Origin of the sequence: Vibrio sp. G-C-1 (assembly GCF_021728015.1) — a bacterium.
Taxonomy (GTDB): domain Bacteria; phylum Pseudomonadota; class Gammaproteobacteria; order Enterobacterales; family Vibrionaceae; genus Vibrio; species Vibrio splendidus.
The window spans coordinates 515,062-537,042 of record NZ_JAKKCR010000002.1 but is presented as its reverse complement, the minus strand read 5'-3'; the positions used below and the strand labels follow the sequence as shown (position 1 = coordinate 537,042).

23 protein-coding genes are annotated in these 21,981 nt (G+C 44.9%); 10 read left to right on the top strand and 13 right to left on the bottom strand.

What is annotated here, in order from left to right:
• A partial coding sequence (locus L3V36_RS05475) for a transposase (protein WP_137406502.1) occupies positions 1–124 on the top strand: 124 nt, incomplete at its 5' end.
• A 62-nt stretch (positions 125–186) separates the two neighbouring features.
• Here the strand turns inward: L3V36_RS05475 and ompW are convergent.
• On the bottom strand, positions 187–840 hold the full coding sequence (gene ompW / locus L3V36_RS05470) for an outer membrane protein OmpW (protein WP_102447066.1): 654 nt from the start codon (positions 838–840) through the stop codon (positions 187–189).
• A gap of 400 nt (positions 841–1,240) precedes the next feature.
• On the opposite strand from ompW, the gene glgC reads away from it, so the two are divergent.
• Positions 1,241–2,461 carry a glucose-1-phosphate adenylyltransferase gene (gene glgC / locus L3V36_RS05465; protein ID WP_102447065.1) on the top strand — a complete coding sequence of 407 codons (1,221 nt, stop codon included), beginning with the start codon at positions 1,241–1,243 and terminating at the stop codon, positions 2,459–2,461.
• Between the two features lie 121 nt (positions 2,462–2,582).
• Here glgC and L3V36_RS05460 read toward each other — a convergent pair whose 3' ends face one another.
• Together L3V36_RS05460 and L3V36_RS05455 are read right to left on the bottom strand one after the other, a co-directional pair.
• Entirely contained in the window at positions 2,583–4,013 is a 1,431-nt protein-coding gene (locus L3V36_RS05460; RefSeq protein WP_004733003.1) for a Na+/H+ antiporter NhaC family protein, read from the bottom strand.
• Between the two features lie 410 nt (positions 4,014–4,423).
• Positions 4,424–5,008, bottom strand: coding sequence for a hypothetical protein (locus L3V36_RS05455; RefSeq protein WP_102447064.1), 585 nt, complete (start codon positions 5,006–5,008; stop codon positions 4,424–4,426).
• A 293-nt stretch (positions 5,009–5,301) separates the two neighbouring features.
• On the opposite strand from L3V36_RS05455, the gene L3V36_RS05450 reads away from it, so the two are divergent.
• The 8 genes from L3V36_RS05450 to L3V36_RS05415 all read left to right on the top strand — a co-directional run bounded on the left by L3V36_RS05450 (position 5,302) and on the right by L3V36_RS05415 (position 9,609).
• Entirely contained in the window at positions 5,302–5,649 is a 348-nt protein-coding gene (locus L3V36_RS05450) for a hypothetical protein (RefSeq protein ID WP_102447063.1), read from the top strand.
• A gap of 22 nt (positions 5,650–5,671) precedes the next feature.
• Complete coding sequence (locus L3V36_RS05445; RefSeq protein ID WP_102447062.1) at positions 5,672–6,157, top strand: hypothetical protein; 486 nt, start codon at positions 5,672–5,674, stop codon at positions 6,155–6,157.
• A 3-nt stretch (positions 6,158–6,160) separates the two neighbouring features.
• A complete protein-coding gene (locus tag L3V36_RS05440) occupies positions 6,161–6,655 on the top strand; it encodes a hypothetical protein (RefSeq protein WP_102447061.1) in 495 nt (164 codons plus the stop codon).
• Between the two features lie 60 nt (positions 6,656–6,715).
• Positions 6,716–7,123 carry a hypothetical protein gene (locus L3V36_RS05435; protein WP_102447060.1) on the top strand — a complete coding sequence of 136 codons (408 nt, stop codon included), beginning with the start codon at positions 6,716–6,718 and terminating at the stop codon, positions 7,121–7,123.
• Position 7,124: 1 nt separating this feature from the next.
• A complete protein-coding gene (locus L3V36_RS05430; protein WP_237296605.1) occupies positions 7,125–7,592 on the top strand; it encodes a hypothetical protein in 468 nt (155 codons plus the stop codon).
• Between the two features lie 338 nt (positions 7,593–7,930).
• A complete protein-coding gene (gene raiA, locus L3V36_RS05425; protein ID WP_004733000.1) occupies positions 7,931–8,287 on the top strand; it encodes a ribosome-associated translation inhibitor RaiA in 357 nt (118 codons plus the stop codon).
• Positions 8,288–8,573: 286 nt separating this feature from the next.
• A complete protein-coding gene (locus L3V36_RS05420) occupies positions 8,574–8,720 on the top strand; it encodes a DUF3012 domain-containing protein (RefSeq protein WP_237296613.1) in 147 nt (48 codons plus the stop codon).
• Between the two features lie 109 nt (positions 8,721–8,829).
• On the top strand, positions 8,830–9,609 hold the full coding sequence (locus tag L3V36_RS05415; RefSeq protein WP_208774311.1) for an HAD-IIB family hydrolase: 780 nt from the start codon (positions 8,830–8,832) through the stop codon (positions 9,607–9,609).
• A gap of 176 nt (positions 9,610–9,785) precedes the next feature.
• Here L3V36_RS05415 and phnE (L3V36_RS05410) read toward each other — a convergent pair whose 3' ends face one another.
• From phnE (L3V36_RS05410) to L3V36_RS05365, 10 genes are all read right to left on the bottom strand, one after another.
• Positions 9,786–10,589: a phosphonate ABC transporter, permease protein PhnE gene (phnE, locus tag L3V36_RS05410; RefSeq protein ID WP_004732994.1), complete on the bottom strand. Its 804-nt coding sequence runs from the start codon at positions 10,587–10,589 to the stop codon at positions 9,786–9,788.
• Positions 10,589–11,413, bottom strand: coding sequence for a phosphonate ABC transporter, permease protein PhnE (phnE, locus tag L3V36_RS05405; protein ID WP_004732992.1), 825 nt, complete (start codon positions 11,411–11,413; stop codon positions 10,589–10,591). Before phnE (L3V36_RS05405) ends, phnE (L3V36_RS05410) begins: the two co-directional genes overlap by 1 nt.
• On the bottom strand, positions 11,401–12,171 hold the full coding sequence (gene phnC, locus L3V36_RS05400) for a phosphonate ABC transporter ATP-binding protein (RefSeq protein ID WP_004732991.1): 771 nt from the start codon (positions 12,169–12,171) through the stop codon (positions 11,401–11,403). Before phnC ends, phnE (L3V36_RS05405) begins: the two co-directional genes overlap by 13 nt.
• A gap of 126 nt (positions 12,172–12,297) precedes the next feature.
• The gene (gene phnD / locus L3V36_RS05395; protein ID WP_004732989.1) at positions 12,298–13,338 is read right to left on the bottom strand and encodes a phosphate/phosphite/phosphonate ABC transporter substrate-binding protein; all 1,041 of its coding nucleotides are present in this window, start codon (positions 13,336–13,338) and stop codon (positions 12,298–12,300) included.
• A 301-nt stretch (positions 13,339–13,639) separates the two neighbouring features.
• Positions 13,640–14,860 (bottom strand): glycerophosphodiester phosphodiesterase family protein, encoded by a 1,221-nt coding sequence (locus tag L3V36_RS05390; RefSeq protein WP_108123735.1) that lies wholly within the window; start codon positions 14,858–14,860, stop codon positions 13,640–13,642.
• Positions 14,861–15,191: 331 nt separating this feature from the next.
• Complete coding sequence (locus tag L3V36_RS05385) at positions 15,192–16,544, bottom strand: sigma-54 dependent transcriptional regulator (protein ID WP_017076895.1); 1,353 nt, start codon at positions 16,542–16,544, stop codon at positions 15,192–15,194.
• The gene (locus L3V36_RS05380) at positions 16,541–18,514 is read right to left on the bottom strand and encodes an ATP-binding protein (RefSeq protein WP_102575705.1); all 1,974 of its coding nucleotides are present in this window, start codon (positions 18,512–18,514) and stop codon (positions 16,541–16,543) included. The genes L3V36_RS05385 and L3V36_RS05380 overlap by 4 nt, the downstream gene beginning before the upstream one ends.
• A 382-nt stretch (positions 18,515–18,896) precedes the next feature.
• Positions 18,897–19,883, bottom strand: a complete 987-nt coding sequence (gene dgcA, locus L3V36_RS05375) for an N-acetyl-D-Glu racemase DgcA (RefSeq protein WP_102575704.1) — start codon at positions 19,881–19,883, stop codon at positions 18,897–18,899.
• Between the two features lie 57 nt (positions 19,884–19,940).
• Positions 19,941–20,948 carry an N-acetyltransferase DgcN gene (gene dgcN / locus L3V36_RS05370; RefSeq protein ID WP_102575703.1) on the bottom strand — a complete coding sequence of 336 codons (1,008 nt, stop codon included), beginning with the start codon at positions 20,946–20,948 and terminating at the stop codon, positions 19,941–19,943.
• A gap of 91 nt (positions 20,949–21,039) precedes the next feature.
• Positions 21,040–21,945: a LysR family transcriptional regulator gene (locus tag L3V36_RS05365; RefSeq protein WP_102575702.1), complete on the bottom strand. Its 906-nt coding sequence runs from the start codon at positions 21,943–21,945 to the stop codon at positions 21,040–21,042.
• Positions 21,946–21,981 lie beyond the last annotated feature (36 nt).

Below are 21,981 nucleotides of genomic sequence, written 5' to 3'. Positions count from 1 at the left end.
CACCTGCACACTGGAAGGGATAAACAACAAGATAAAGCTAATCAAGCGAATGGGGTATGGGTATCGAGATACAGACTACTTCTTCTTGAAAATAAAAGCGGCTTTCCCCGGAAAGCCGCGATGAACCAAAAAAAAGCGCCCAAGCTGGCTGGTGCTTGAGCGCCTTTAGTAAACTGAATAGGTGACTTAGAAGTTGTAGCCACCACCAATCATGAATACCCATGGGTCGATATCAACGTCTGTTGAGTATTGTGTTGTCGTCCCATTAACAGTCTGCTTGTACTTAGCTGTAGTACCAATATCTGCATACCAAACTGATGCGTTTAGGAACCAATCTTCATTGATCATGTAATCAATACCGATGTTAGCCGCCAAGCCCCAAGAATCGTCAAGAGATAGGTCACTTAAGCCTGCACTTTTACCCGTGCCATTCAAACTTTCATCGAAAAATACCGTGTAGTTGATACCCGCACCCACATAAGGACGGAAGTCGCTGTTCGCTTGACCAAAGTAATACTGAACCATAAATGTTGGTGGAAGGTGCTTAGTGTCAGCAACTTTGCCTAAGCCATTTACAGAAATATTGTGTGAGAATGGGCTCGCTGCTAATACTTCAAAACTGATGTTGTCAGTGAACATGTAGCCGAAAGTAAGGCCAAGCTGAGTATCTGAATCAACTGAAAACTCTAGGTCTGAATTGTCAAGAACAGCACCGCTGCTGTCGTTTGGAGAAACTGTTGCTGCACCTGCACGGATGATGAAATCACCTTCTTTATGAGCAAGAACGTTGGTTGACATAAGAGCCGCAATAACCGCAATACCACATACTGTTTTTTTCATTATAATTTCCTTTTGAGGGCTTAATTTTTATTGGTGAATGAGTAATCATTTCTTATTTTGCGTGCAAGGTAGCATATAATAACCCTACTTTATTGATGGAAATCAATTTGTGAAAAGTTGTGATTATTTATGTAAATTTATATCGACCTGATCACTTTATTCCTTCATTTTATTGACAGTTTTGTAATGCAACTTTCCCGTGCGTCATCTTGTTAATTCACCACCCTCACTTTGCCCAGGTCTCTTCGGATCAAAATAGAGCAAGCCAATATCTCGTACGCATCAATTTGGTGCAGATCTACAAGAATCAATCTCACCTCGTTTAATATTCAATGAGTTACATTTGGCTTAGTGCTTGCAAGTCTATGTTCATAATCATAAATACATTGAGGTTCTGACCATGCAAGACACTCTAACAATCGTTCTGGCCGGCGGTGTTGGCTCTCGGCTTTCTCCCCTCACCGATAACCGTGCAAAACCTGCGGTGCCCTTTGGTGGCAAATATCGAATCATCGATTTCACGCTCGCGAACTGCTTACATTCAGGGTTACGCCAAATTTTGGTGCTGACTCAGTACAAGTCTCACTCTTTGCAAAAACATTTAAGGGATGGTTGGTCGGTGCTTAACCCCGAGCTCGGCGAATACATCACCAATGTTCCCCCACAAATGCGAACAGGTGATAGCTGGTATAGCGGTACAGCCGATGCGATTTATCAAAATTTGTATCTGCTTTCTCGTAGTGAAGCTAAGCATGTGGTGGTGTTATCAGGCGACCATATCTATCGCATGGATTACGCGCCAATGCTCAAGCAGCACAAAAAGAACGAGGCCGATCTAACCGTAGCGTGCATGGAGGTTTCGATTGACGAAGCCAAAGAGTTTGGTGTGATGGAGATAGATGAATCTCTCGAGATCAATAATTTTACCGAGAAGCCACGCTACCCTGCATGTGTACCCGGTAGGCCAACTCGAAGCATGGCTTCAATGGGTATTTACGTCTTTGATAAAGAGGTGCTAACACAAGCGCTACTGGCGGACGCCGAAGACCCGAACTCAAGCCACGATTTTGGTAAAGACATCATTCCTAAATTGGTCGGCAACAACAGTGTTTACGCATACAAGTTTGGTGACGAAGAAGGGCGCGTAACACAAGATGCGTACTGGAGAGATGTTGGTACTATCGACTCTTATTACCAATCCAACATGGATCTGTTGAAGCCAGCCTCACCTATCGATTTATACCAACCAGATTGGGCGATTCGCACCTATGATCCGCAACTTCCACCTGCGCGAACCATTGCTTCTGTAGAAGGAAACCAAGGGATATTCATCAACTCGATGATCGCGAATGGAGTGGTGATTGAAGGGGGTTCGGCGCAAAACTCTATCTTCTTCCCTAAGGTCAAAGTCAGCAATGCCGCGATTGTGATTGATAGTATTCTGTTTGAAGACGTCGAGATTGGGCGAAACTGCCACATTCAGAACTGCATCATCGATAAAAACGTTAAGGTGCCAGATGGAACCCAAATAGGCATTGATAGACTTGCCGACGCTAAACGCTTTCACATATCGAAAAAAGGCGTCATTGTCGTGCCCTCTTCTTACCAATTTGAAAAGTAATCTTTGACGTTAGAATAGCTTTTCTTTAAACAAAAAAAGGCAGCGAATTCGCTGCCTTCTTATTTACTCACACGGCTTCAGTTAAGCCTTAACTGTCCATGCATTCGATTAAACAGAAACCTTAGAAAGGCCCTAGCTCAATCATTTGAGCAATCACAACTGAAATCAAAGCGCCCACTGACCAGAACAAGAACAGCGGTAAGAAGAAACGAACCCACTTGGTGTAAGGCACTTTTGCAATAGCCAATACCGCTAACAAGCCACCGTTGGTTGGGTAAATATAATTAGAAATACCATCACCCAATTGAGAAGCCAACGCCGCAACTTGGCGAGTCACTTGACCAATATCTGCCAATGGAATGATGATTGGCATAGTGATCACCGCTTGGCCACTGCCAGACGGAATGAATAAGTTGATCGCAGCCTGCGAGAAGTAGATCCCTGCTGCTGCCACAAGTTTAGAGCTACCAGAAATGATCTGTGCAAGATAGAAGATAATAGAATCAACAATCTTCGCATCTTCCATAATGGTCAACACTGAGCGAGCGAAGAAGATGATCAGTACTGCCACCAATACATCGCTAACACCTTTGGTCCAATACTCACAAATCTTGTTCGGAGATAAACCCGCCACCAAACCCGGAATGATCGCCATTGCCACAAATGCACCCGCAATCTCGGTAAAGCCGAACCCCATCGTCAACGTGCCGAAGATCATGTATGCGAATACGCCCAAGAACGCGATGCCCGCAAGCTTTTCACGAGTAGTCAGTGTTTTCGCTTCAACGCTAGATTCGTAGTGGTAACCCGTACCATGCAACAAACCTTTGGTTGGATCTTGCTTAACTTTGCGCGCGTAGTTAAGTACATACCAAGCACCCGTTAATAACATGAACATGCCAACAATAAAGCGGTACCACATGCCTGAATACATAGGCAGTTCAGCAATAGTGTGTGCGATACCTGTGAAGAATGGGTTAGCTAGCGCAGCTGCAAAACCAGCACAACTTGCCAGTAAAACAACACCAAGTGCCGTTATCGCGTCATAGCCAAGTTTGATACAGATAGGGATCATCAAAGAGATAAAAATGACATCAAGCTCACGCATACCGGTGAAGGTGACGTTGAAGAAGATCGCAGTCATGATCACAGGTGCAATCACGTACAAGCCTTGCTTCTTTAGCTTAGTCGTTAACGCAACGACGGATGCGTCTAACAAACCCATGTGTTTGATAATGCCGAAAGCACCACCCACAAATACCACAACACCCATCACACCAGAAGCGGATTTGAAGCCTTTAAAAAATGATTCGAAAAAAGAGGCTAATGTTGTTGGGTTACTGGCTAATAGTGTGTAACTGTCTGGGTCGATAACCGTGCGGCCATTCATGACCACTCGTTCAAACTCACCAGCAGGGATGAAGTAAGTTGCGATTGCAGCAACAATCACCATGATAACCAAAGAGAGGAACGGGTGGTTTACTTCTTTCTCTATCGGAGCTGTGTTACCAGCTTGAGATGTAGGTACGGACGTAGATACCGTAGTCGTCATATAGACTCCTTACTTGTCAGCAACTAAGGAGTACTTAGCCGCCGAGAGGGATTTTTGGAAAAACGAAACCCTTCACGCAGAACTAAGTTCGCGCTAATTTAGGCTGTTTCAAAAAGGCCTTTGATAGATGGTGCTCTCAAATGTACATAGTGAAGTAGTGAGTACTACTCTCTTTGCGTCCGAGCAAAATGCAGATGTTCAGCCAAGTCAGGCCAAACTGAATGAGGTCATTACGGCAGATAAACAAAGAAATCCGCTGAGTAATATGTTTTTTATCAATTACAAAGACAAGCCGCGCATGCTAACACAACGAGCGGTAAATTGTCAGAAAAGCGTGAGTTTCGTCATGTTTTGGTGGGCTTAAAAAAAGCGCCTAGCAAAAACTGGGCGCTTTTCTTACATGAACTTAATTACTTAGGCGCTAGCTCATAGTTTTCTTGCATCTCATGAGGGGCAATCCCGTACTCATAATCCGCTAAGTAACCATCCTTATAGACCTTCATTCCCTTCTCATCCCAGCTCACTTTGATCATCGCCGTGTTGCCATCTTCACTGCCTAACAGCTCAAGCATTTCAGCATCAATCTTAATGGCTTTGATGGTTTTAATACGCTTAAACGGCTTAAATTCAACGGTCGAGGTTGGCAAAGATCCGTAGCTGCTGATCCACGTCTCTTTAGGTACTAGCCATTGGTTGAAAACATCATCCACAATCGCTCTCGGCATACTTGCGATAACAACAGAATCTGTCATTACGTTATTTGTCTCGATGCTGTAACCGCCCTCACCGTCTGAAACATAGGTAGGGAAATCAATGCCAATTTCAGACTCTGTTGGCAAACGACCTAGAGTGACCGACTTTTTAACGTACAGTTCTGCAGTTTCAAACTGCTGCATGATCTCAGGGATCTTCTGAAATTCAACAGGGGCAGCAAAGGCATTGAAAGCGAAAGAAAGGGAAGCTGCAAATGCAGCGAATTTAACAGGCATTTTCATGATAACGGATCCAAATAGAAGATGGTTGTTAGAGTATCCCGTACTAACAAATACCTCAATAAACTGCAGCACCTTATATTTGTAATTGTGACACTGAGTGATGAAATCATAAATAGTCACTTTGTCCACTTCTCCTCAGCTCTGCCCTCCGATTTTCGTTGTTCTTCAGTTTCAACCTAAAAAATCTCAGTCATTTTTACCGTACTGTCAGCCTTATGTCAGTGGCGCAAAATGGTAAGTCCTGTCTTTGAACGAACTTAAAATGAGACCTCGATCATCATTTTGAGGTTCTCATGAAGGCTATTTACATCATTGCTGCCGCGTTGTTGCTGAGCAGTTCCTTAGCAAACGCAAATGTGCACAAGTGGAAAAATACCGAATTTCAGACCTATTCCGACAAAACACAGGTCAGGTTCTTATTGGTAAACCGTTATACCAAACAAGCCGACTACTACCTGCGAATTGATGACAATGAATTTCCAAACAAGATCCAATTGGATGCAAACCAAGAGATAGAGCTGGATATCAATGTGAAAACACCCGCGGCTCAAACAACCAAGAAAAAGATCTGTACACGCATGGTGACGGATTCTCCGAACAGCTACGAAGTGTGCACGAACCTTAGGTTCAAACGATATTAACCAAATTAAGACGGTACTAACTATGTACAAGATCATAACAACGCTACGCAGAGCTTTATTGACTGTCGTTGCACTGGCTATCGCTTCATTGGCCAGTTTTTCTCTCACGAGCCCTGTATTTTCGAACCCGATACCGAGTGTATCCAACCCATCAGGAACCGACCGAGTTCGTACCTCTGAGGGTGCGTCATGTGAGCAAGCGATTTCCACAGGTAAAACCGTTCAGTTCGGAACCTACGGATCAACCGGCAATGAAGATAGCGATAGCTATTACAACAATTATTACTACCAGAATCAGGATGAGGCGGGTGTTTACGCAGCTGTCACACTGCAGTTTGGTGGTGAGGATCGAGTTGACTGTCGTCGACTCTACGAGTTCGAGCTCCGTGAGCGAGAACGTTTAGAAGAGCTAGCTCAAGCGGAACACGAGCTAAAGCTATTACAAATCGAAGCAGAGAAATATCGCCTGCTGAAGATGAAACAAAGCAATACCACTTTTTCGGAGTAAAAAATGCTTAATAAAAAACCACTACTTGGCCTGGCTGCCATGTCTGTATTTGCCACTGGATCGGCGTTTGCCGTACCACCTAACCATCAAGATGACAAAACAGGTGATGTTGTATTCTCAGCGTCTGTCGAGTCTCAATGTGGCATAGAAGCAACAGAAGACCAAGCCGACCTAGCTTTTGGCGAAAGTTACAATGAATCTCACGCAACTGTAAAGTTAGTCAGCAACAGAAACGGAATCAAAGTGCGAGCAGAAGAGATCAAAATTGAATCGTTTGACGGACAAATTCAAAAGAGCGATGTGTTTTTCCAGTCAACGGGTACAACAGAGCTAGACCAATCTGCAGTTAGTTGGGAATCGGGTGTAGACATCACTCGAGATCAAATTCGTGAAGATAACAATATGAATCTTTTCGCTCGTGTTGCGGTTGATGAAAGCAATCTCGACGCAAGTGAAGATTACGAAGTAAAAACAAAATGGAAGATTGAGTGTAACTAATCCATCATCTCTCCCACGGTAAGCCCTCTAATCACGAGGGCTTACTGACCCAGAGGTACTATGAAAACTCTAGTTTTATTCTTGGCGATATTGTTTATCGCGCCCTATGCCGTGAGCACAGGGTTTGATAGGAAAGAAGTCGAACATTTCAATCAAATGTGCGTAGAAGGCTCAGACAACCACCAACGCCGAATCTTTGATGCGCTGTCGAATTCTGAATACATCGATTGGTCGAGTATCGAGTTAATCGACACCGAAAGTCGCGTTAACTACACCGATACTACCGTCGAAATTAAGCAAACCGACCGTGTCACGTGCGATCTTATTGTCGAATACAAATATCATCATGCCGATATTGTACTGAGCTCAAGCTATCAGGTATCTCTCAAAGATAAGCAAACCATCAGTAATGTGGCTGTTACTGAACAAGCGGTCACGGACTTTATTGTCCGCGTTATGGTGAACTAACATGCCACGATTTATTGTCGCGTTCATATTAATCAGCTTATCTAGCTGTACATTGGCATCCAACAATCACTCTACATTAAGCTTTAAAAAGCATGTTAGAGAACGCTGCGGTTTAGAAGTGATCAATAACCAAGGTGAAATGAGTTTTGGTCGAGAATACGATGGCAGAGCAATCACGCTCAAGTTGGAGTCCAATCGCAAAGATTCTCGATTGTTGCTCAAACTGCAACATATTGACCTAGGCTCAATTGATGAGTCTCGTATTTCAGAACTTGTGCGATTCAAAGTAGAAACACCCGTTCGCTATGAAGGGGACATTAATTATTGGCGTCAGGGAGTCGAGTTTCCTGTAGAGCAACTCGCATCCAATAAAGAAGTCGACATTCAAGCGCGTATTACCATACCCGAGTCTAAACTCACGGCTGGTGAGTTTCACTTCAATATGGAATGGGCAGTTGAGTGTCTATAAATTAGCAACTTAAGATGAGTTTTTTATCAAATAAGAAAAAAGTGAGTGAGCTGGCAAGAACATCAATGGAGTGACAAGTTCGGAATTATAAACCCGATAAAGAGAAATTCACTGGGATTAAGCTCTAGATTAGAGCAAATTATCAAGGATGGAGTTTTTTTGAACATGTATTGAAAACACGAAACATAATATGCGACCAGTTCATCGGACTTTCAAGGGAGTAATGGGAGATTATTTGATAACACTGAAGTGAATCACACATGTGCTATTTCGCAGTTGGTTAAACTCACCGATGTTTGCTACGTTTAAATGACACAGTCATTGGAAAGGTATGATTTATGAAAATAAATGTTCAAACACATCACGTATCAATTAACGACGAGTCACGCAAAGACATCGAAAGTAAATTCGAGAAGATATCGAACCATTTCCCATCACTGATCAGTTGCGACATCATCATTACTAAAGAACACGGTCAACATCAGGTAGAAGTATTCACCAACTACGAAGGTGTACGAGTAACAGCAAAATCTACAGACGATGTTATGTACCCAGCTATCGCTGCAGCACTCAAGAAACTTGAAGCAGGCCTAAGTAACCGTAAGGGACAATTGAAAGCAGACCTACACGAGAAACCAACGAGCACGAAGCCAGAAATCGCTTCGGACATCATCCAAGAGATGAAACTGGTATAACTCGATAAGTAGTTAAAGCGCACTAACGAATAGAAGCGCACAAGAATTTCAAAGCCAGCACATGTTGCTGGCTTTTTCGATCCCCCCTCAATCTCTTTATCAATCTATTACTTTGATTTTGACTATCGCGACGGCCTAACCCCTTCACTTCTCATCTTCGAACCAAGTCCAACTCTATATCGTTTTTAGCAAACTTATGTCACTGGCTGCTATAACAATCTCTAGTCGTATTTGGTACAGTTATAAGCAGAAATTTAGAGAATAAAGGAATGTTTATTATGAAAAAATCGCGCTAATTCTATTTCTAGCGACTCAACTGATGGCTTGTACAGAAGTGGGCAGTGAAGCTTGGTGTACTGATATGAAAGAAAAGCCGAAAGGCGACTGGACTGCCAATGAAGCCGGTGATTTTGCTAAACATTGTGTTTTCTAAACACGGTTAAGCGTTAATTAACGTCACTTAGTCAGACTGAGAGAAAGACGTTTAACGACGAACAGAGCACTCCACGCAACACAATAAACCCGAATAAGTGAGTTTGAGGATGGAACACCAACTAGGTAATGACTGGCAACACATCAACTGGGTATTAACCGACGTCGATGACACGCTCACTTGGCAAGGTTCACTCCCTCCAGAAACCCTGATTGCGTTACAAAAGCTGAGAGACAATGGAGTCAAAGTGGTCGCTGTAACGGGAGCCTGTGCTGGTTGGTGTGACCATATTGCGCAGCTTTGGCCTGTCGATGCCGTGCTAGGAGAGAACGGCGCCTTCTTACTAGAGAAGCAAGATGGTGCATTACAACTCTCATCTGAAACACCGCTAGAACAAGTGCGTCAGAACCAAGCAAAGCTAAAACAAGAAGTTGAAGCGTTCTTGTTGAGTTACCCCGACCTCTCGCTAACTTTGGATCAATCTTACCGCTTGTGTGAGGTCGCGATTGATATCGGCCAAAACCGTAAGCCTGTTGATCCTGAAACTGTTCAAGCGGTACTCGAAAGAATACACGCTTTAGGCGCACACGCGACGGCAAGTTCGATTCATATCAACGCTTGGTACGGCGAACACTCAAAGAAAAACGCCGTGCACCGTTTCCTTGCTAATAAAGGCTTATCGCTTGAGCAAATCCACAATCAAGCCTGCTATGTCGGCGATTCAATGAACGATCAACAGATGTTCGAATCACTACCACTCACCGTTGGCGTGGCAAACATTAAGCATTATTGGGATAAGTTAGATCATCATCCAAGTAAGGTGATGTCGCAGCCAGGTGGCTATGGGTTTGCAGAATTTGTGGATGCGCTGCTGGCAGTTAAAAGCTAGACACTTAAAAACGAGTCACGCCCTTCTACTTCTAACAAGGTCTTAGGTCACTCAATAGACATAAAAAAACGACCGCTAGGTAGACCGAAGTACCTAGGGTCGTTTGAGCTTCAAAATGCTAGATAAGCTCTTAACTTTGACACATCACACAAAACACGCTGCATTGCACAATATGTTTATATGAGTTTGTTACGGATGTGGATCACCACGGCTTCTGCAACGATAACCACTGCGAAGATACTCACTAATACCATCGAAACTTTTTGCCACTCAAAAAGGTTCTGCGCATCGTTGAGCACCACGCCAATACCACCAGCGCCCACTAACCCCAATACCGCAGATTCACGCACATTGATGTCCCAACGGAACAACACGATGGAGTAGAATGCGGGCATAACTTGTGGCCAATACCCTTTAAGCAAGATGCTCATCCAAGAAGCGCCAGTTGCGCGCAGAGCTTCGATAGGCCCCATGTTCACTTCGGCAATCGCTTCCGCTAACAGCTTCCCTACAAAGCCGATACTGCGAATGGCAATTGCCATAATGCCTGCGAGAACACCGGGGCCAAATAGTGCGATAAACAACAAAGCCCAAACCAATGAGTTCACAGAACGTGAAGACACCAGAAAGAATTGAGCCACCCAGTTCAGCGCTTTGTTAGGTGTGATATTTGGCGCGTTCAACAACGCCAATGGAATCGCAAATATCAAGGTAAACAAGGTACCTAACGTCGCAATGTGCAGTGTTTCAATCATCGCTGCGTGGATTGATTCAGGATAGAAAGCGTAGTCCACTGGCACCATACGCTCGAACATGTCAGCAAACTGCGCTGGCGCGTCGTATAGGAACTCAGGAATCACTTCAACCGTCTGCCAAGACCAAACAATCGCACACACTAAGCTAAGGTAAACGGCAAATCGAGCCACGCGTTCGTTGGGTGTAAAGCGCTGCCACTCTTTATCGATAGATGCAGTTGTCATTAGAAGATTCTCCTAACAATGTTGGAAAGAAATTCACCCACAAGAATCAATGCGATGATGGTGATCAAAATAGCGGCGACGAAGTCGTAGTCAAAGCGTTGGAATGCCGAAAATAACGTGCCGCCAAGGCCGCCTGCACCCACAATGCCAACCATGGTTGAGTTACGTAGATTTGAATCCAACTGGTAGCTAGCAAAGCCAATAAAACGAGTAAATACTTGAGGCATTACCGCATACAAAATGACGCTGATAAAACTGGCACCGGTTGCTTTAATCGCTTCAACCGGTTTAAAAGAGATCTCTTCAATCGCTTCTGCAAAAAGCTTGGCAATAAAACCAATCGATGCGAAGACCAAAGTCAGGATCCCAGCTAGGGCACCGAAGCCTACCGCTTTCACAAATAGGATTGCGATGATCACCGGGTGAAAAGAGCGACATAGTGCGATGAAACAACGTATTGGCGTCGATACGATTGAAGGCATCATATTTCTCGCAGCTAACAAGCCCAGAAACAATGAAATAACGATGCCAAAGAAGCTTGAGATAATCGCAATCTGTAAGCTTTCCGCTAAACCGCTCAATAAAAGGTTAGTACGCGAAAAATCAGGCGGAAACATTCTTGATAGTAACCGCTCACTTTCACCAAAACCGATGACCAAACGATCAAAAGTCAGTCCTAACGTCGCAAAGCTGTAAAACAGGTAGCCAATGATTGCAGCGATGATTGCTCGGTTAGTCCATGAGGTTTTGAACGGGTTTTCATGCTTCGCTGGCGACTGGTTTGACGGTACGCTTGGCGATGAACTTGGGGTTAATCCAGCCATGACTCACCCCCGTAAATGATTTTTAGATCTTCTTCTGAAATACCTTCAGGGCTACCGTCATAATGCACTTTACCGTTACACATGCCGATGATGCGCTTGGCATAACGCTTGGCTAAGTTCACATCGTGGATGTTAACCAACACGGGAATGTTTTTCTGTTCTGCGAATGTCTCCATCAACTCCATGATCTCAACCGCGGTTTTCGGGTCGAGTGATGACGTCGGTTCATCCGCCAATAAGATATATGGGTCTTGCATTACTGCGCGAGCGATACCGACACGCTGTCTTTGGCCGCCCGATAAACTGTCGGCACGTTGGTTAGCAAAGTCTTGCAGGCCAACAAATTCAAGTAACTCGAACGCTTTGGCGAGGTCTTGCGCAGAGTAGTTACGACGCCATGCATTCCAAGCGGTCATGTAACCCAAACGGCCACTCAACACGTTCTCGATAACCGTTAAACGTTCCACGAGGTTATATTCTTGAAACACCATGCCGATATGTCGACGCTGTTTACGTAGCGCTTGGCCTTTTAATTGAGTCAGGTCTGCGCCATCAAATATGATCTCACCTTGGCTTGGATCGTTGAGTCGGTTGATACAGCGCAGAAGCGTACTTTTACCAGTACCGGATGGGCCGATAATCGCGATGATACCCGGCTCATCGATATCAATATTGATGCCTTTAAGGATTGGCTTGCCTGCCACGTATTCGTGGAAAAGGTTGTTTATCTTTATTCCTTCATAGCTTGCTACGGCCATACTGCATTTCCTTGTGCGAATTTTCGAATGATCTATGCCCTACCCGCGAGGGCATAGATTTTTAGTTAAGGTAAGTATTTAAAGAACTAAGTCTTTCGAAAACTTAGTCTTCTAATAGAAAAAGAATTAGCCGTTGTTTGCTTGTTTTGCTAACTCAGCGGCTTTTTTCTTTGCGCGTTTAGCCGCATCTTTTTCAGCCAATTTCTTCAAGCCTGTTTTGGTGTAAGCCGTACCTGTCGCATGAGCGATATCACGAATTACATCCCACTCTTCTTTGTAGCTGATTGGCGAGAAACGGTCTGCACCTTTAAACGATGCGCTCATTTCTGGTGTAAAGCGGTAGCTAAAGAAAGCCTCGTTGATCTTCTCAACCAGTTCAGGTTTTAGGTTGTAAGCATAGCCAAACGCAGACGTTGGGAAGCGTGGGCTACGGTAGATGATCTTCAGTTCAGAATCGTCAACACGACCTGCTGCTACCATACGATCGTACACGTCCGATGCCACAGGTGCTGCGTCATAATCTCCATTGAAGACACCTAGAATCGATTGGTCATGCTTACCTGAGTAAAGCACTTTGTAATCTTCATCTGGCACTAGGCCTTTCGCTGGGAATAACGCACGTGGAGCTAGGTTGCCAGAGTTGGAAGATGCAGAAGTGTGTGCAACCTTTTTGCCTTTCAGATCAGACATTTTGTTAATGCCGCTGTCTTTACGCACAATCGTGATTAGGTTGTAGCCTTGGAAACCAGACTCATCGCCCTTCACCGCAATTGGAACGTAACCTGCTAAGTTAACTGCGTAGCCTGTTGGGCCCGTAGAGAAACCTGCAACGTGCAGTCGACCAGAACGCATCGCTTCTACTTGCGCAGAGTTCGAGTGAACTGTGTAGTAAATCACTCGCTTACCCGTGATTTTACTTAAGTGAGCTTGGAAATCCGCAAACGCATCTTTGTACAACGCAGGGTCTTCTACTGGCGTGTAAGTAAACACAAGCGTACTTGGGTCATTCCACTCATCTGGATTCTTTGGTGAGTCGGCCACCAAATCTTGGTTTTCATCACAGTATCGATCGTCTAACACACCACGGCTAGAGCAGTCGCTTGCCATAGCCATTGAAGGAAGCAGTAATGAGCTAGCGATTAACAGTCCTTTAACACTGATTTTCATATTCAAACCTTACTTTTACTTATTGTTGAAAGTCACCTTAGCTACTGCAGCCTTCGTGCCATATTTTTATTTACTAAATTTCAACAACTTACAAAAAACCTAAAACTAACCAAGATCTTTTGAGTCATTCGTGTCCAACTCAAAACCCATCATTTGGGTCATTTCTGTCCCGTCGATTTCAGTGGTAAAAAAAAGAGCCCGAAGGCTCTTTGGTTCACTGCTTTTTCTCTTATTATTCTTTGGCTAAGCGCTCTCTATACAAACGCTATAATTAGCGACGTAACAGCGCTCTCAGAATCGCCTATGCGTCACTGTCCATGCAGTTAGCGTAATAAGTTACCGTTGCAGGCCAATCGCTGAATACACCCATTACACCAACATCTTGTGCCAGCACATCAAGCATTTTCATCATATCGCCATCATTGTTGATGCCGTCTTTCACGCTCTTGTAGTACCAACCACCGCCTTGCGCTAGCGGGCCAGAACGTTCCAATGTCCATGCAATAATCTCAAGGTCTGCATCCTTAGCCAGTTTCGCGTAGTTAGACGCAACCAATTCGTTGTTCTTATCAAGTTCAACCAAAGCAAACAGAGGTGGTGCGATGATATTCACACCCGCATCGTGTAGCTCTTTCATGTTTTCAACAGACGCGACAAAGTCCGCTTGTTCGTAAACACGGTCATCAAGATAAACCGCTTGTTTGCCGAACTTCGGTGTTTCATTGATCCAATACTTCACATCATCCAAGTTGAATGACTGTAGGTAAGTCTCAGAAGGCTTGAAACCCGCTTCTTTCAGTTCATCCACCAACTTCTGTGCATACATCTCTTGGCTAAATCCATTGAAAGGCATATCTACCGCGGCTGATTTCAATTCAGGAGTCACTTTCACGCCGTGCTCTTTAAACAGTGCTGCACTTTCTGCGTGTGTCATCAGTGTGCCACTTTGGCTGTAAAGATCGGTTCTCCAACCAGGAGTCCCGTTCATGTACTCTTCGACAGTGGTTGCTTTTGGATTCGCACCATCCATCTTCCCTTTCAGGGTCTTAAACTCCGCTAACGTGAAATCAGAGGTACGACACTCAACCTGCGCATCTTCGCCTGTCGCTGGGTTGGCTGGCGTGAACGGTGTTGAACACTTCTTAGCGAGATCTGGATGCGCCAAAACATCGGTTGTGGTGTGCAGATCACTTTGCGAGTGACGGCATACCAACGCCTTATCTTTGGTGAAGGTCACATCACACTCGACAACGCCTGCGCCCATTTGAATCGCCGCTAAATAAGATTCCTTAGTGTGCTCAGGAAACTGCATCGCAGCTCCGCGATGCCCAATAGAAAAATCACTACGATGAAAAGGTCCTTCGCTGCAACTCAACAGCTTAGTTTTCAAAGGGCTCTCATCCATATTGTTGACTAAAAAGAGGGGACGAGGTCCTAAGTTTGCTGGTTCTGCAGCGGCCCATGCCGTTATTGAACTCATGCCTAATATCAGAGCAATCGAACCTTTCAGTATTTGCTTCATGTTTGTATCTCCTTGCAACAAGCAATTATTTTTCTAATGTCCTTTATTCGATCATTCGGTGTTGGATAGCTGTCATATATAGATAACCGTCATATTTTTTTTGACTCAACATCGAATAACCTCATGTGGGCTGACGCCACAATGTAGGGATTGCACGCTTTATGCCAGATGTTAAAGCTCTTTTATTACAATCACTTGAAACAGTCAGCCATTCGACTAAAAACCAAATGGGTCATTGTTGTCTTGTGCTTTTTCTTTTGGCTTTGGCTTTCGTTTTGCTTTTGGTTTTCGTTTTGCTTTTGGTTTTCCATTTAACAAACACCTGAACGAATTAGGCTTTGAAACTCTCTTTATCCAATTGATGTTTCTTCATTTTTCGATAAAGCGTTTTGCGTGGTAGGTTCAGCTTGCTAGAGACCTCATTGATATTGCCTGCGCTCTCAATCAACGCTTCAGTCAGTACATTCCTTTCGTACTGCTCCATCTGCTTTTCAAAAGCGAAATCTTCTCCGGACGCTTCACAAATTGGCGATTGAAGATCGAAGCCATCACCGACGATACCCAACACAAATCGATCAGCTACATTGCGTAATTCACGCACGTTACCAGGCCATTCGTGTCGACATAGCTGCTGAATCTGCTCAGGGTAAATCGTTGATGGGCGTGTCTTGTATTTGTGGCTCGCTTGAATCACAAAGTGACGGAACAACACCTGAATGTCCTCTTTGCGTTGACGCAGTGCCGGAAGATTTAAGCTCGCAATGTTCAAGCGATAGAAGAGATCGGCTCTGAATTCCCCAGACTCACTCAAGCTCACGAGATCTGCTTTGCTGGCTGCGACCACGACGATGTCGACAGGTATCAACTCATTACCACCAACACGCTCAATCATTCGCTCTTGAATCACGCGCAGCAGTTTTATTTGTACCGCAATCGGCATGCTCTCAATTTCATCGAGAAACAGAGTGCCGCCATTGGCTTGTTCTATTTTGCCAATGCGCTTCTTGTTCGCGCTAGTAAACGAACCCGCTTCATGGCCAAACAACTCACTTTCGATAATGCTCTCTGTCATGCCACCACAGTTAATCGCGACAAATGGCTTAGTCTTACGACGACTGAATTGATGCAGAGCTTGAGCTATCACCTCTTTGCCCGTTCCCGTTTCTCCGTTGATGATGGTATCTACGCCGGTATGTGCCAAAGCGAGCACTTGTTTACGTATGGTATCCATCGCTTTTGATTGGCCAATAACCACAGATTCAATCGGTAAATCCTCTTGCTCATCACCATCCGAGGTTGACGGGCAGCTGTGCTGACACTGGGTAATCGCCAAATCAAGCTTCTCCACCAGCTCACTCGAATTAAGCGGTTTTTCTAGGAAGTCGAAAGCGCCCAACTTCATCGCTTCGATCGCCATTGGAATATCGCCATGGCCACTCATCAATAAAACGGGCACATTCGGGGCACGGTGTTGGATTGAGCTCAACAACGTCAAACCGTCCACTTTCGGCATGCGCACGTCACACAGCACAACCGACTGACTGTTTGCTTTAAGCGACTTTAGGCCAAGGTTGGGATCAGTAAAGGTGGTGACACTAAACCCTTCTAGCTCTAACATTTCGCTCACGGCTTCGACGACATCTATTTCATCGTCGATAAGAACTATGTGTTTTTCTGAAATCATGAACCTGTGCCTTTTGGTAGAGTGACGATAAAGGTGGTGCCTTGGTGTTCAACCGATTCCACGTGAATCGAGCCGCCAAAATCTTTTATTATGTTGTATGCGATAGACAAGCCTAGCCCAAGCCCCTTACCTGTTGTTTTGCTGGAATAAAATGGGTCAAACAAATACGGGATATCTTCTTCAGGTATGCCCAGTCCGTTGTCCTTAACCAAAATCTGAGTGGTGTTCGAAAGCACTTGCGTAGCAATACTAAGTTGAGGCTGCTCTTTATGCTCAATGGCATCCAGAGCATTGCTGATGAGGTTCACCAGTACTTGTTCCAAGCGTATGCTGTTGGCTCGAACCATCTGGTAGCTTTGGGGCGAATATTGAATCGATACTGCGCTTTGTCTGGTTTCGAACAGATCAATCGCATCACCAATCACCTTCTCTAGTTCCACATTATCAATCTTGCCGTCGCTCTTACGTGAGAAGGCTTTTAAGTGACGAGTTATCGCAGCCACCTTTTCTAGCAGGACTTCGATCTTTTTAAGATTCTCTTGTGCTCTGTCTGGTCTATTTTTACCGAGCCAAAGCTGAGCACTTCGAACGTGGCTATTCACAGCCGTCAGAGGTTGATTGATCTCGTGCGTTATCCCAACACTGAGTTGTCCCAATGCAGCCAGTTTTCCGGCTTGGATCAACTCATCTTGAGTTACTCGTAGTTTGGCTTCGGCTAGGGTTCGCTCTTCCACTTCAGCTTCTAATTTTCGGTTGGTTTGCTTAACGACTTTGGCCGTGGTTTGGAATACCTTTAGGTACTTGGCCATTTGCGTCACTTCGTCTTTGCCACGAATGGACACTTCGGTATCTAAATGGCCGGTAGAAATCGCGAACATGTTGTCTTTAAGCTGTAAAAGTCTTTCCAAAATGCTCTTACGCACGTAGAACCATGAAATAGCAGCGGCAGCCAACACACTAAATAGAGAAAGGAAAAGAGAGAGACGCTGGTTAGATTGCAAAGATTGCTGTGCCTGCTGAATCGATTGGTCAATATTGCTATTCACCTTGCTGGTGTTGCTTTCGATCTGCACGGTTAATTGGTTCAAATGCTCGCGGCTGTTTTGCAGGAAGTATTGCTCTTGATAAAGATGATCGAGCGCTTTGTTTTTCATTCCATACAAGCTGCTATCGCTTGAGGCAAGGTTATAAATCACCGTGAGTTGATGATCTAATTGAGGAAAATCACTTCTTAAATCACCACTGACCCAGAGCTTCCACCACTCTTCCCCTACCTGCTCTAATCGCAAACTGGTGTAATCCAGTTCATTAAAACTGGAGTCGTTATACAGCTTTTCGACCAAGCCTAATTGGTAATAAAGCAGAGACTTGAGCTGTGTGTACTGGATTTGGTCTTTGGCAGGCTCAGGTAGGCTATCAAGTGAATCACTGGCCTGTTGCAATAGCGGATAAAAACCTTCGAGCAAATTACGAAGCTCTTGGTTGAGCTGTTCTGACTCAATTTCACTTTGATACAACAAGCTAAGGCTGTTATTAACTTGGGCGATAAGATCTTTAAAATAGGAGTGATAATCCGGAAATTGAACCATTACGCTATTCATCACAGAAATAGCGTCTTCGATTTTTAGCATCGCCTGTTTGCGCTCTAAATTCGATTCAGCGTCACTGAGCTGAGAAGATGTTGTGATAATCACTCGCACCATATCATTAAGGCGTGCGGCATTATCTAAGGCAGGGATTTCACTCTCCTTTAGCTCAACAAGACGTTGGTTTAAATCATCGAAGGTAAAGCTAGAGACAACCGAGAGGAAGATAGTGGTCATCGATAGCATGGCCAACGCAAGCACCAAGCGCAGCTCAATACCTTTCCAACCAAACCACTTACGACGTGGAATTTTGATCGAGAACGGGCGCTCGAAACTATCCTTATTTTCTACAACCTCGGAGACATGACTACTCACTCGCCCCACCTTCTTCTCATCAAATAATCAACAGGAACTGTCAATGATTCAATCAGTTAGGGTGTGAGCCTTACTTAGGTTTGCATCGAATAGCTTTAGTGAAGCTATTAAATGAAGAGTAATCATTAACATTTCACATAAGATATCATAACAATTGTTTTATAAAGCTTGAGCTGTCTGTTTTGCGATAATAGAAAGTGACCGCACCGACAGAAACGTGATTACTTTATCAATACGCCCGTAAATCATACGAATAGCGCGCTCAATCAAGCAGTAAAAACCTTTGATTATTTAATAAGTTAAGGACTATAGATCTAAAAAATCGCACAAGCGTTCACTCATGAGATTTCATTTATGTCATGTCCATCGGCTAACCCGAGGCTCAGCGAACTTAGAGAATAATCATCCCATCTCGATAAGTCAGCGAAGGCGAAACATCTTGGCCAAGTAAGACTGGGCCATCAAGGTCGACAATTTCAGATTGAACGGCGATAGGCAAAGCTGCACGCATCGCCAAAGAAGTTCCGAGCATACAACCAGACATCAGCGTAAATCCTAGCCTTTGGGCTTCTTCTGCAAGAACCAGTGCTTCAGTCAAACCGCCCGTTTTATCGAGTTTGATGTTGACCATTTCATACTTACCCAACAGCGATGAGAGCTGTGAAGTGGTATGACAGCTTTCATCAGCACACAGTGGGATCGGGTGATTGATGTGTGCCAGTGACGCATCGTGCTGCTGTGGAAGAGGTTGTTCGATCATCGCAATATCAAATTCTGTCAGTTGATTAAACAACTCTTCGAGATTCAGCCCCGTCCACGCTTCATTGGCATCCAGTACAATCTGAACATCTGCCGCCGCTTCCCGTACCGCGCGAACACGCTCTACCACTTGCTCGCCATCAAGCTTCACTTTTAAGAGTTTTGCTCCATTTACGACATAGTCTCGAGCCTGAGTCGCCATCGCTTCTGGAGTGCCAATCGAGACGGTCATTGCTGTCACGATTTGATTCGGTAACTCAAACAGGCTATTTGGGAAGACCTGGTCATGTTGTTTGGCTTCAAGCTCCCAAAGCGCACAATCGACCGCATTTCGCGCTGCCCCTCCGGTCAATAAAGACTGAAGATGATCTCTTAGCTCTGCCGGATCGGTAACGCCTCGCTCAAACATACCTTCAAGTGCGCTAGACGCTTGTTGGATTTGCGCTAACACAGACTCCGATGACTCGCCGTATCGTGGGTAAGGGGTGCACTCTCCCTGGGCTTGTTTGCCATCATGTTCAATATAAACACGAACAACGTGACACTCAGTTCGACTGCCACGAGAGATGCGAAAAGCCGTTTGCATCGCGATAGTAATGGGTTCTGCTGTAATCTTCATAATTTCACTCGGTTGATGTTCGCTTTAACAAATGGAAACGTAGAAATGATGAAGTCGTTAAAGTGAATGTCGCAAATGATCAGTAATGTGTTGTACACCAAAACGCACAGGGTCCGTCACGGGCACTTGATAGAGTGTGGTCCATTCTTGGCATAATGTCTCAGCGTCTTCAATGCTAATTGCCGACGTGTTCAAGCAGATGCCAACCAATTTCACATCTGGATTCGTCAGTCGTGCCGCTTGTAAATTGGCTTCAATCGTCTGTTCTATGCTTGGCAATTGAGCGTGAGGAAGGTTACGAATATGTGGTCGCCCGACTTCATGGCACAACACCAAAGCATCGGCTTGTGCGCCATGTAATAACCCCAAACTCACGCCTGCAAACGAAGGGTTGAACAAAGAACCCTGCCCTTCAATGATGTCCCACTCGTGGTCGGTAAAATCAGGGCTAATCGCTTCAACCGCGCCAGAAATAAAATCCGCAACCACCGCATCAATCGAAATCCCGCTGCCTTCAATCAAAATACCGGTCTGCCCTGTCGCTTTAAACTGAGCTGATGTTCCCGCTTGTTTAAGCGATTTTTCAATTGCTAATGCCGAGAACATTTTGCCTACTGAGCAATCTGTTCCGACAGTAAGCAGGCGCTTACCCTGACGAGGCTTACCGTTACCAACCTTTAGAGAACCATCAAAATGGCGTACATCATGAAGCTTAGTCAATCCTTGTTGCTGCATGTCAGCAAGCGGTGAAAATTCACTCAATCGTTGGTGCATGCCAGATGCAATCTCAAATCCCATTTCTGCAGCGGCCATTATGGTTGACTGCCAAGAATCAGGAATGACGCCCCCCGGATTTGCGGTGCCAATCACTAGCGTTTTCGCCCCCTGCGCTTGCGCCTCTTGCAAGGTCATATCCATTAAGCCCAGTGAAACGGTATCGCCCGTTAAACGCAGCTGGCCTAAGCAGATTTCTGGTCGCCATTGGTAAATACCACGAGCTGTTTTTGCGGAGAGTGGGTCAGTAACATCCCCAAGAAAAAGAAGGTAAGGTTGAGCGATAGACATAAGTGTTCCTAATTAATAAATCCTTGTATGGATTTACTTTAATTAGGAATTAGGTAGCTGCCGAATACCTATTTATGGCGAGCCTATAACCTTAAGTTATAGGGTGGGTATGGCTCTTCAATGAAGCGATAAATTGCTTAACGGAAATCGACTGAGGGGTGAGCTCTGCGCAAAGCATCGATACCGAGAATGGGATGTCTGGTTGAAGTGGCAACACACAAACCGCATCGTCATTTTGATACTGCTCTGCCGTCCACGGGTCAACGATCGCAAACCCTGCTTGGTGCTTCACCAGTTCCGCCGCAGCGCTGTATCCACGCACCGATATAGGGTTGTGATAATGCTCATCTAGCGCCACAAGGTTTTGATTTAGCAGTAAGCCTAATGGATCGCGGAGATCGAGCCCGATGATTGGCAGCGGATAATTGATAAGATCATCTAGCGTTAATTCTGCCGGTAACTGCTCAACCGTATTGGATGGAACCAAAACCTTGAGTGATTCAGTTAATAGCGTTTCACTTAATATAGCCGGCGGCGCTTCATCGCCAAACGCGATAGCAATATCAAGCTCATGCTTTAATAGCCCAGCACACAGTTCATCACGGTTTGCTGTCAGCAACTCAAAAGAGAGCTCTTGTTTACTGGAATATTGTTCGCGAGACATTTGGGCTATTACCGGAGTCAGCAATTTAGTCGCCAGAATCGGTGGCGCGCCAATGCGTAAATGCTGATTGCCTTGCTTGACTTTGTTGGTCAAAGAACGAAATTGACCCAGTTGTTGGTAGACCTTCTCCGCTTCCGGTAACAACGTTTTCGCTTCAACCGTTGGCACTAAACGCCCTTTAACTCTTTCAAATAAACCAAAACCGAGTTGTTGCTCTGTGTGCGCCAGAATACGAGTCACATTAGGTTGTGACACATGCAGATTACGTGCGGCTCCAGATACGGTGCCGGTTTGCATGATGGCGTAAAAGACTTCCAACTGTCTTAGGTTCACATTGATGTCCTTATGGTTCGCGAAACAAATCTAGGG

Coding starts and splice junctions, on each gene's coding strand:
- ompW (WP_102447066.1), bottom strand. CDS start 840: ATGAAAAAAACAGTATGTGGTATTGCGGTTATTGCGGCTCTTATGTCA.
- glgC (WP_102447065.1), top strand. CDS start 1,241: ATGCAAGACACTCTAACAATCGTTCTGGCCGGCGGTGTTGGCTCTCGG.
- L3V36_RS05460 (WP_004733003.1), bottom strand. CDS start 4,013: ATGACGACTACGGTATCTACGTCCGTACCTACATCTCAAGCTGGTAAC.
- L3V36_RS05455 (WP_102447064.1), bottom strand. CDS start 5,008: ATGAAAATGCCTGTTAAATTCGCTGCATTTGCAGCTTCCCTTTCTTTC.
- L3V36_RS05450 (WP_102447063.1), top strand. CDS start 5,302: ATGAAGGCTATTTACATCATTGCTGCCGCGTTGTTGCTGAGCAGTTCC.
- L3V36_RS05445 (WP_102447062.1), top strand. CDS start 5,672: ATGTACAAGATCATAACAACGCTACGCAGAGCTTTATTGACTGTCGTT.
- L3V36_RS05440 (WP_102447061.1), top strand. CDS start 6,161: ATGCTTAATAAAAAACCACTACTTGGCCTGGCTGCCATGTCTGTATTT.
- L3V36_RS05435 (WP_102447060.1), top strand. CDS start 6,716: ATGAAAACTCTAGTTTTATTCTTGGCGATATTGTTTATCGCGCCCTAT.
- L3V36_RS05430 (WP_237296605.1), top strand. CDS start 7,125: ATGCCACGATTTATTGTCGCGTTCATATTAATCAGCTTATCTAGCTGT.
- raiA (WP_004733000.1), top strand. CDS start 7,931: ATGAAAATAAATGTTCAAACACATCACGTATCAATTAACGACGAGTCA.
- L3V36_RS05415 (WP_208774311.1), top strand. CDS start 8,830: ATGGAACACCAACTAGGTAATGACTGGCAACACATCAACTGGGTATTA.
- phnE (WP_004732994.1), bottom strand. CDS start 10,589: ATGACAACTGCATCTATCGATAAAGAGTGGCAGCGCTTTACACCCAAC.
- phnE (WP_004732992.1), bottom strand. CDS start 11,413: ATGGCTGGATTAACCCCAAGTTCATCGCCAAGCGTACCGTCAAACCAG.
- phnC (WP_004732991.1), bottom strand. CDS start 12,171: ATGGCCGTAGCAAGCTATGAAGGAATAAAGATAAACAACCTTTTCCAC.
- phnD (WP_004732989.1), bottom strand. CDS start 13,338: ATGAAAATCAGTGTTAAAGGACTGTTAATCGCTAGCTCATTACTGCTT.
- L3V36_RS05390 (WP_108123735.1), bottom strand. CDS start 14,860: ATGAAGCAAATACTGAAAGGTTCGATTGCTCTGATATTAGGCATGAGT.
- L3V36_RS05385 (WP_017076895.1), bottom strand. CDS start 16,544: ATGATTTCAGAAAAACACATAGTTCTTATCGACGATGAAATAGATGTC.
- dgcA (WP_102575704.1), bottom strand. CDS start 19,883: ATGAAGATTACAGCAGAACCCATTACTATCGCGATGCAAACGGCTTTT.
- dgcN (WP_102575703.1), bottom strand. CDS start 20,948: ATGTCTATCGCTCAACCTTACCTTCTTTTTCTTGGGGATGTTACTGAC.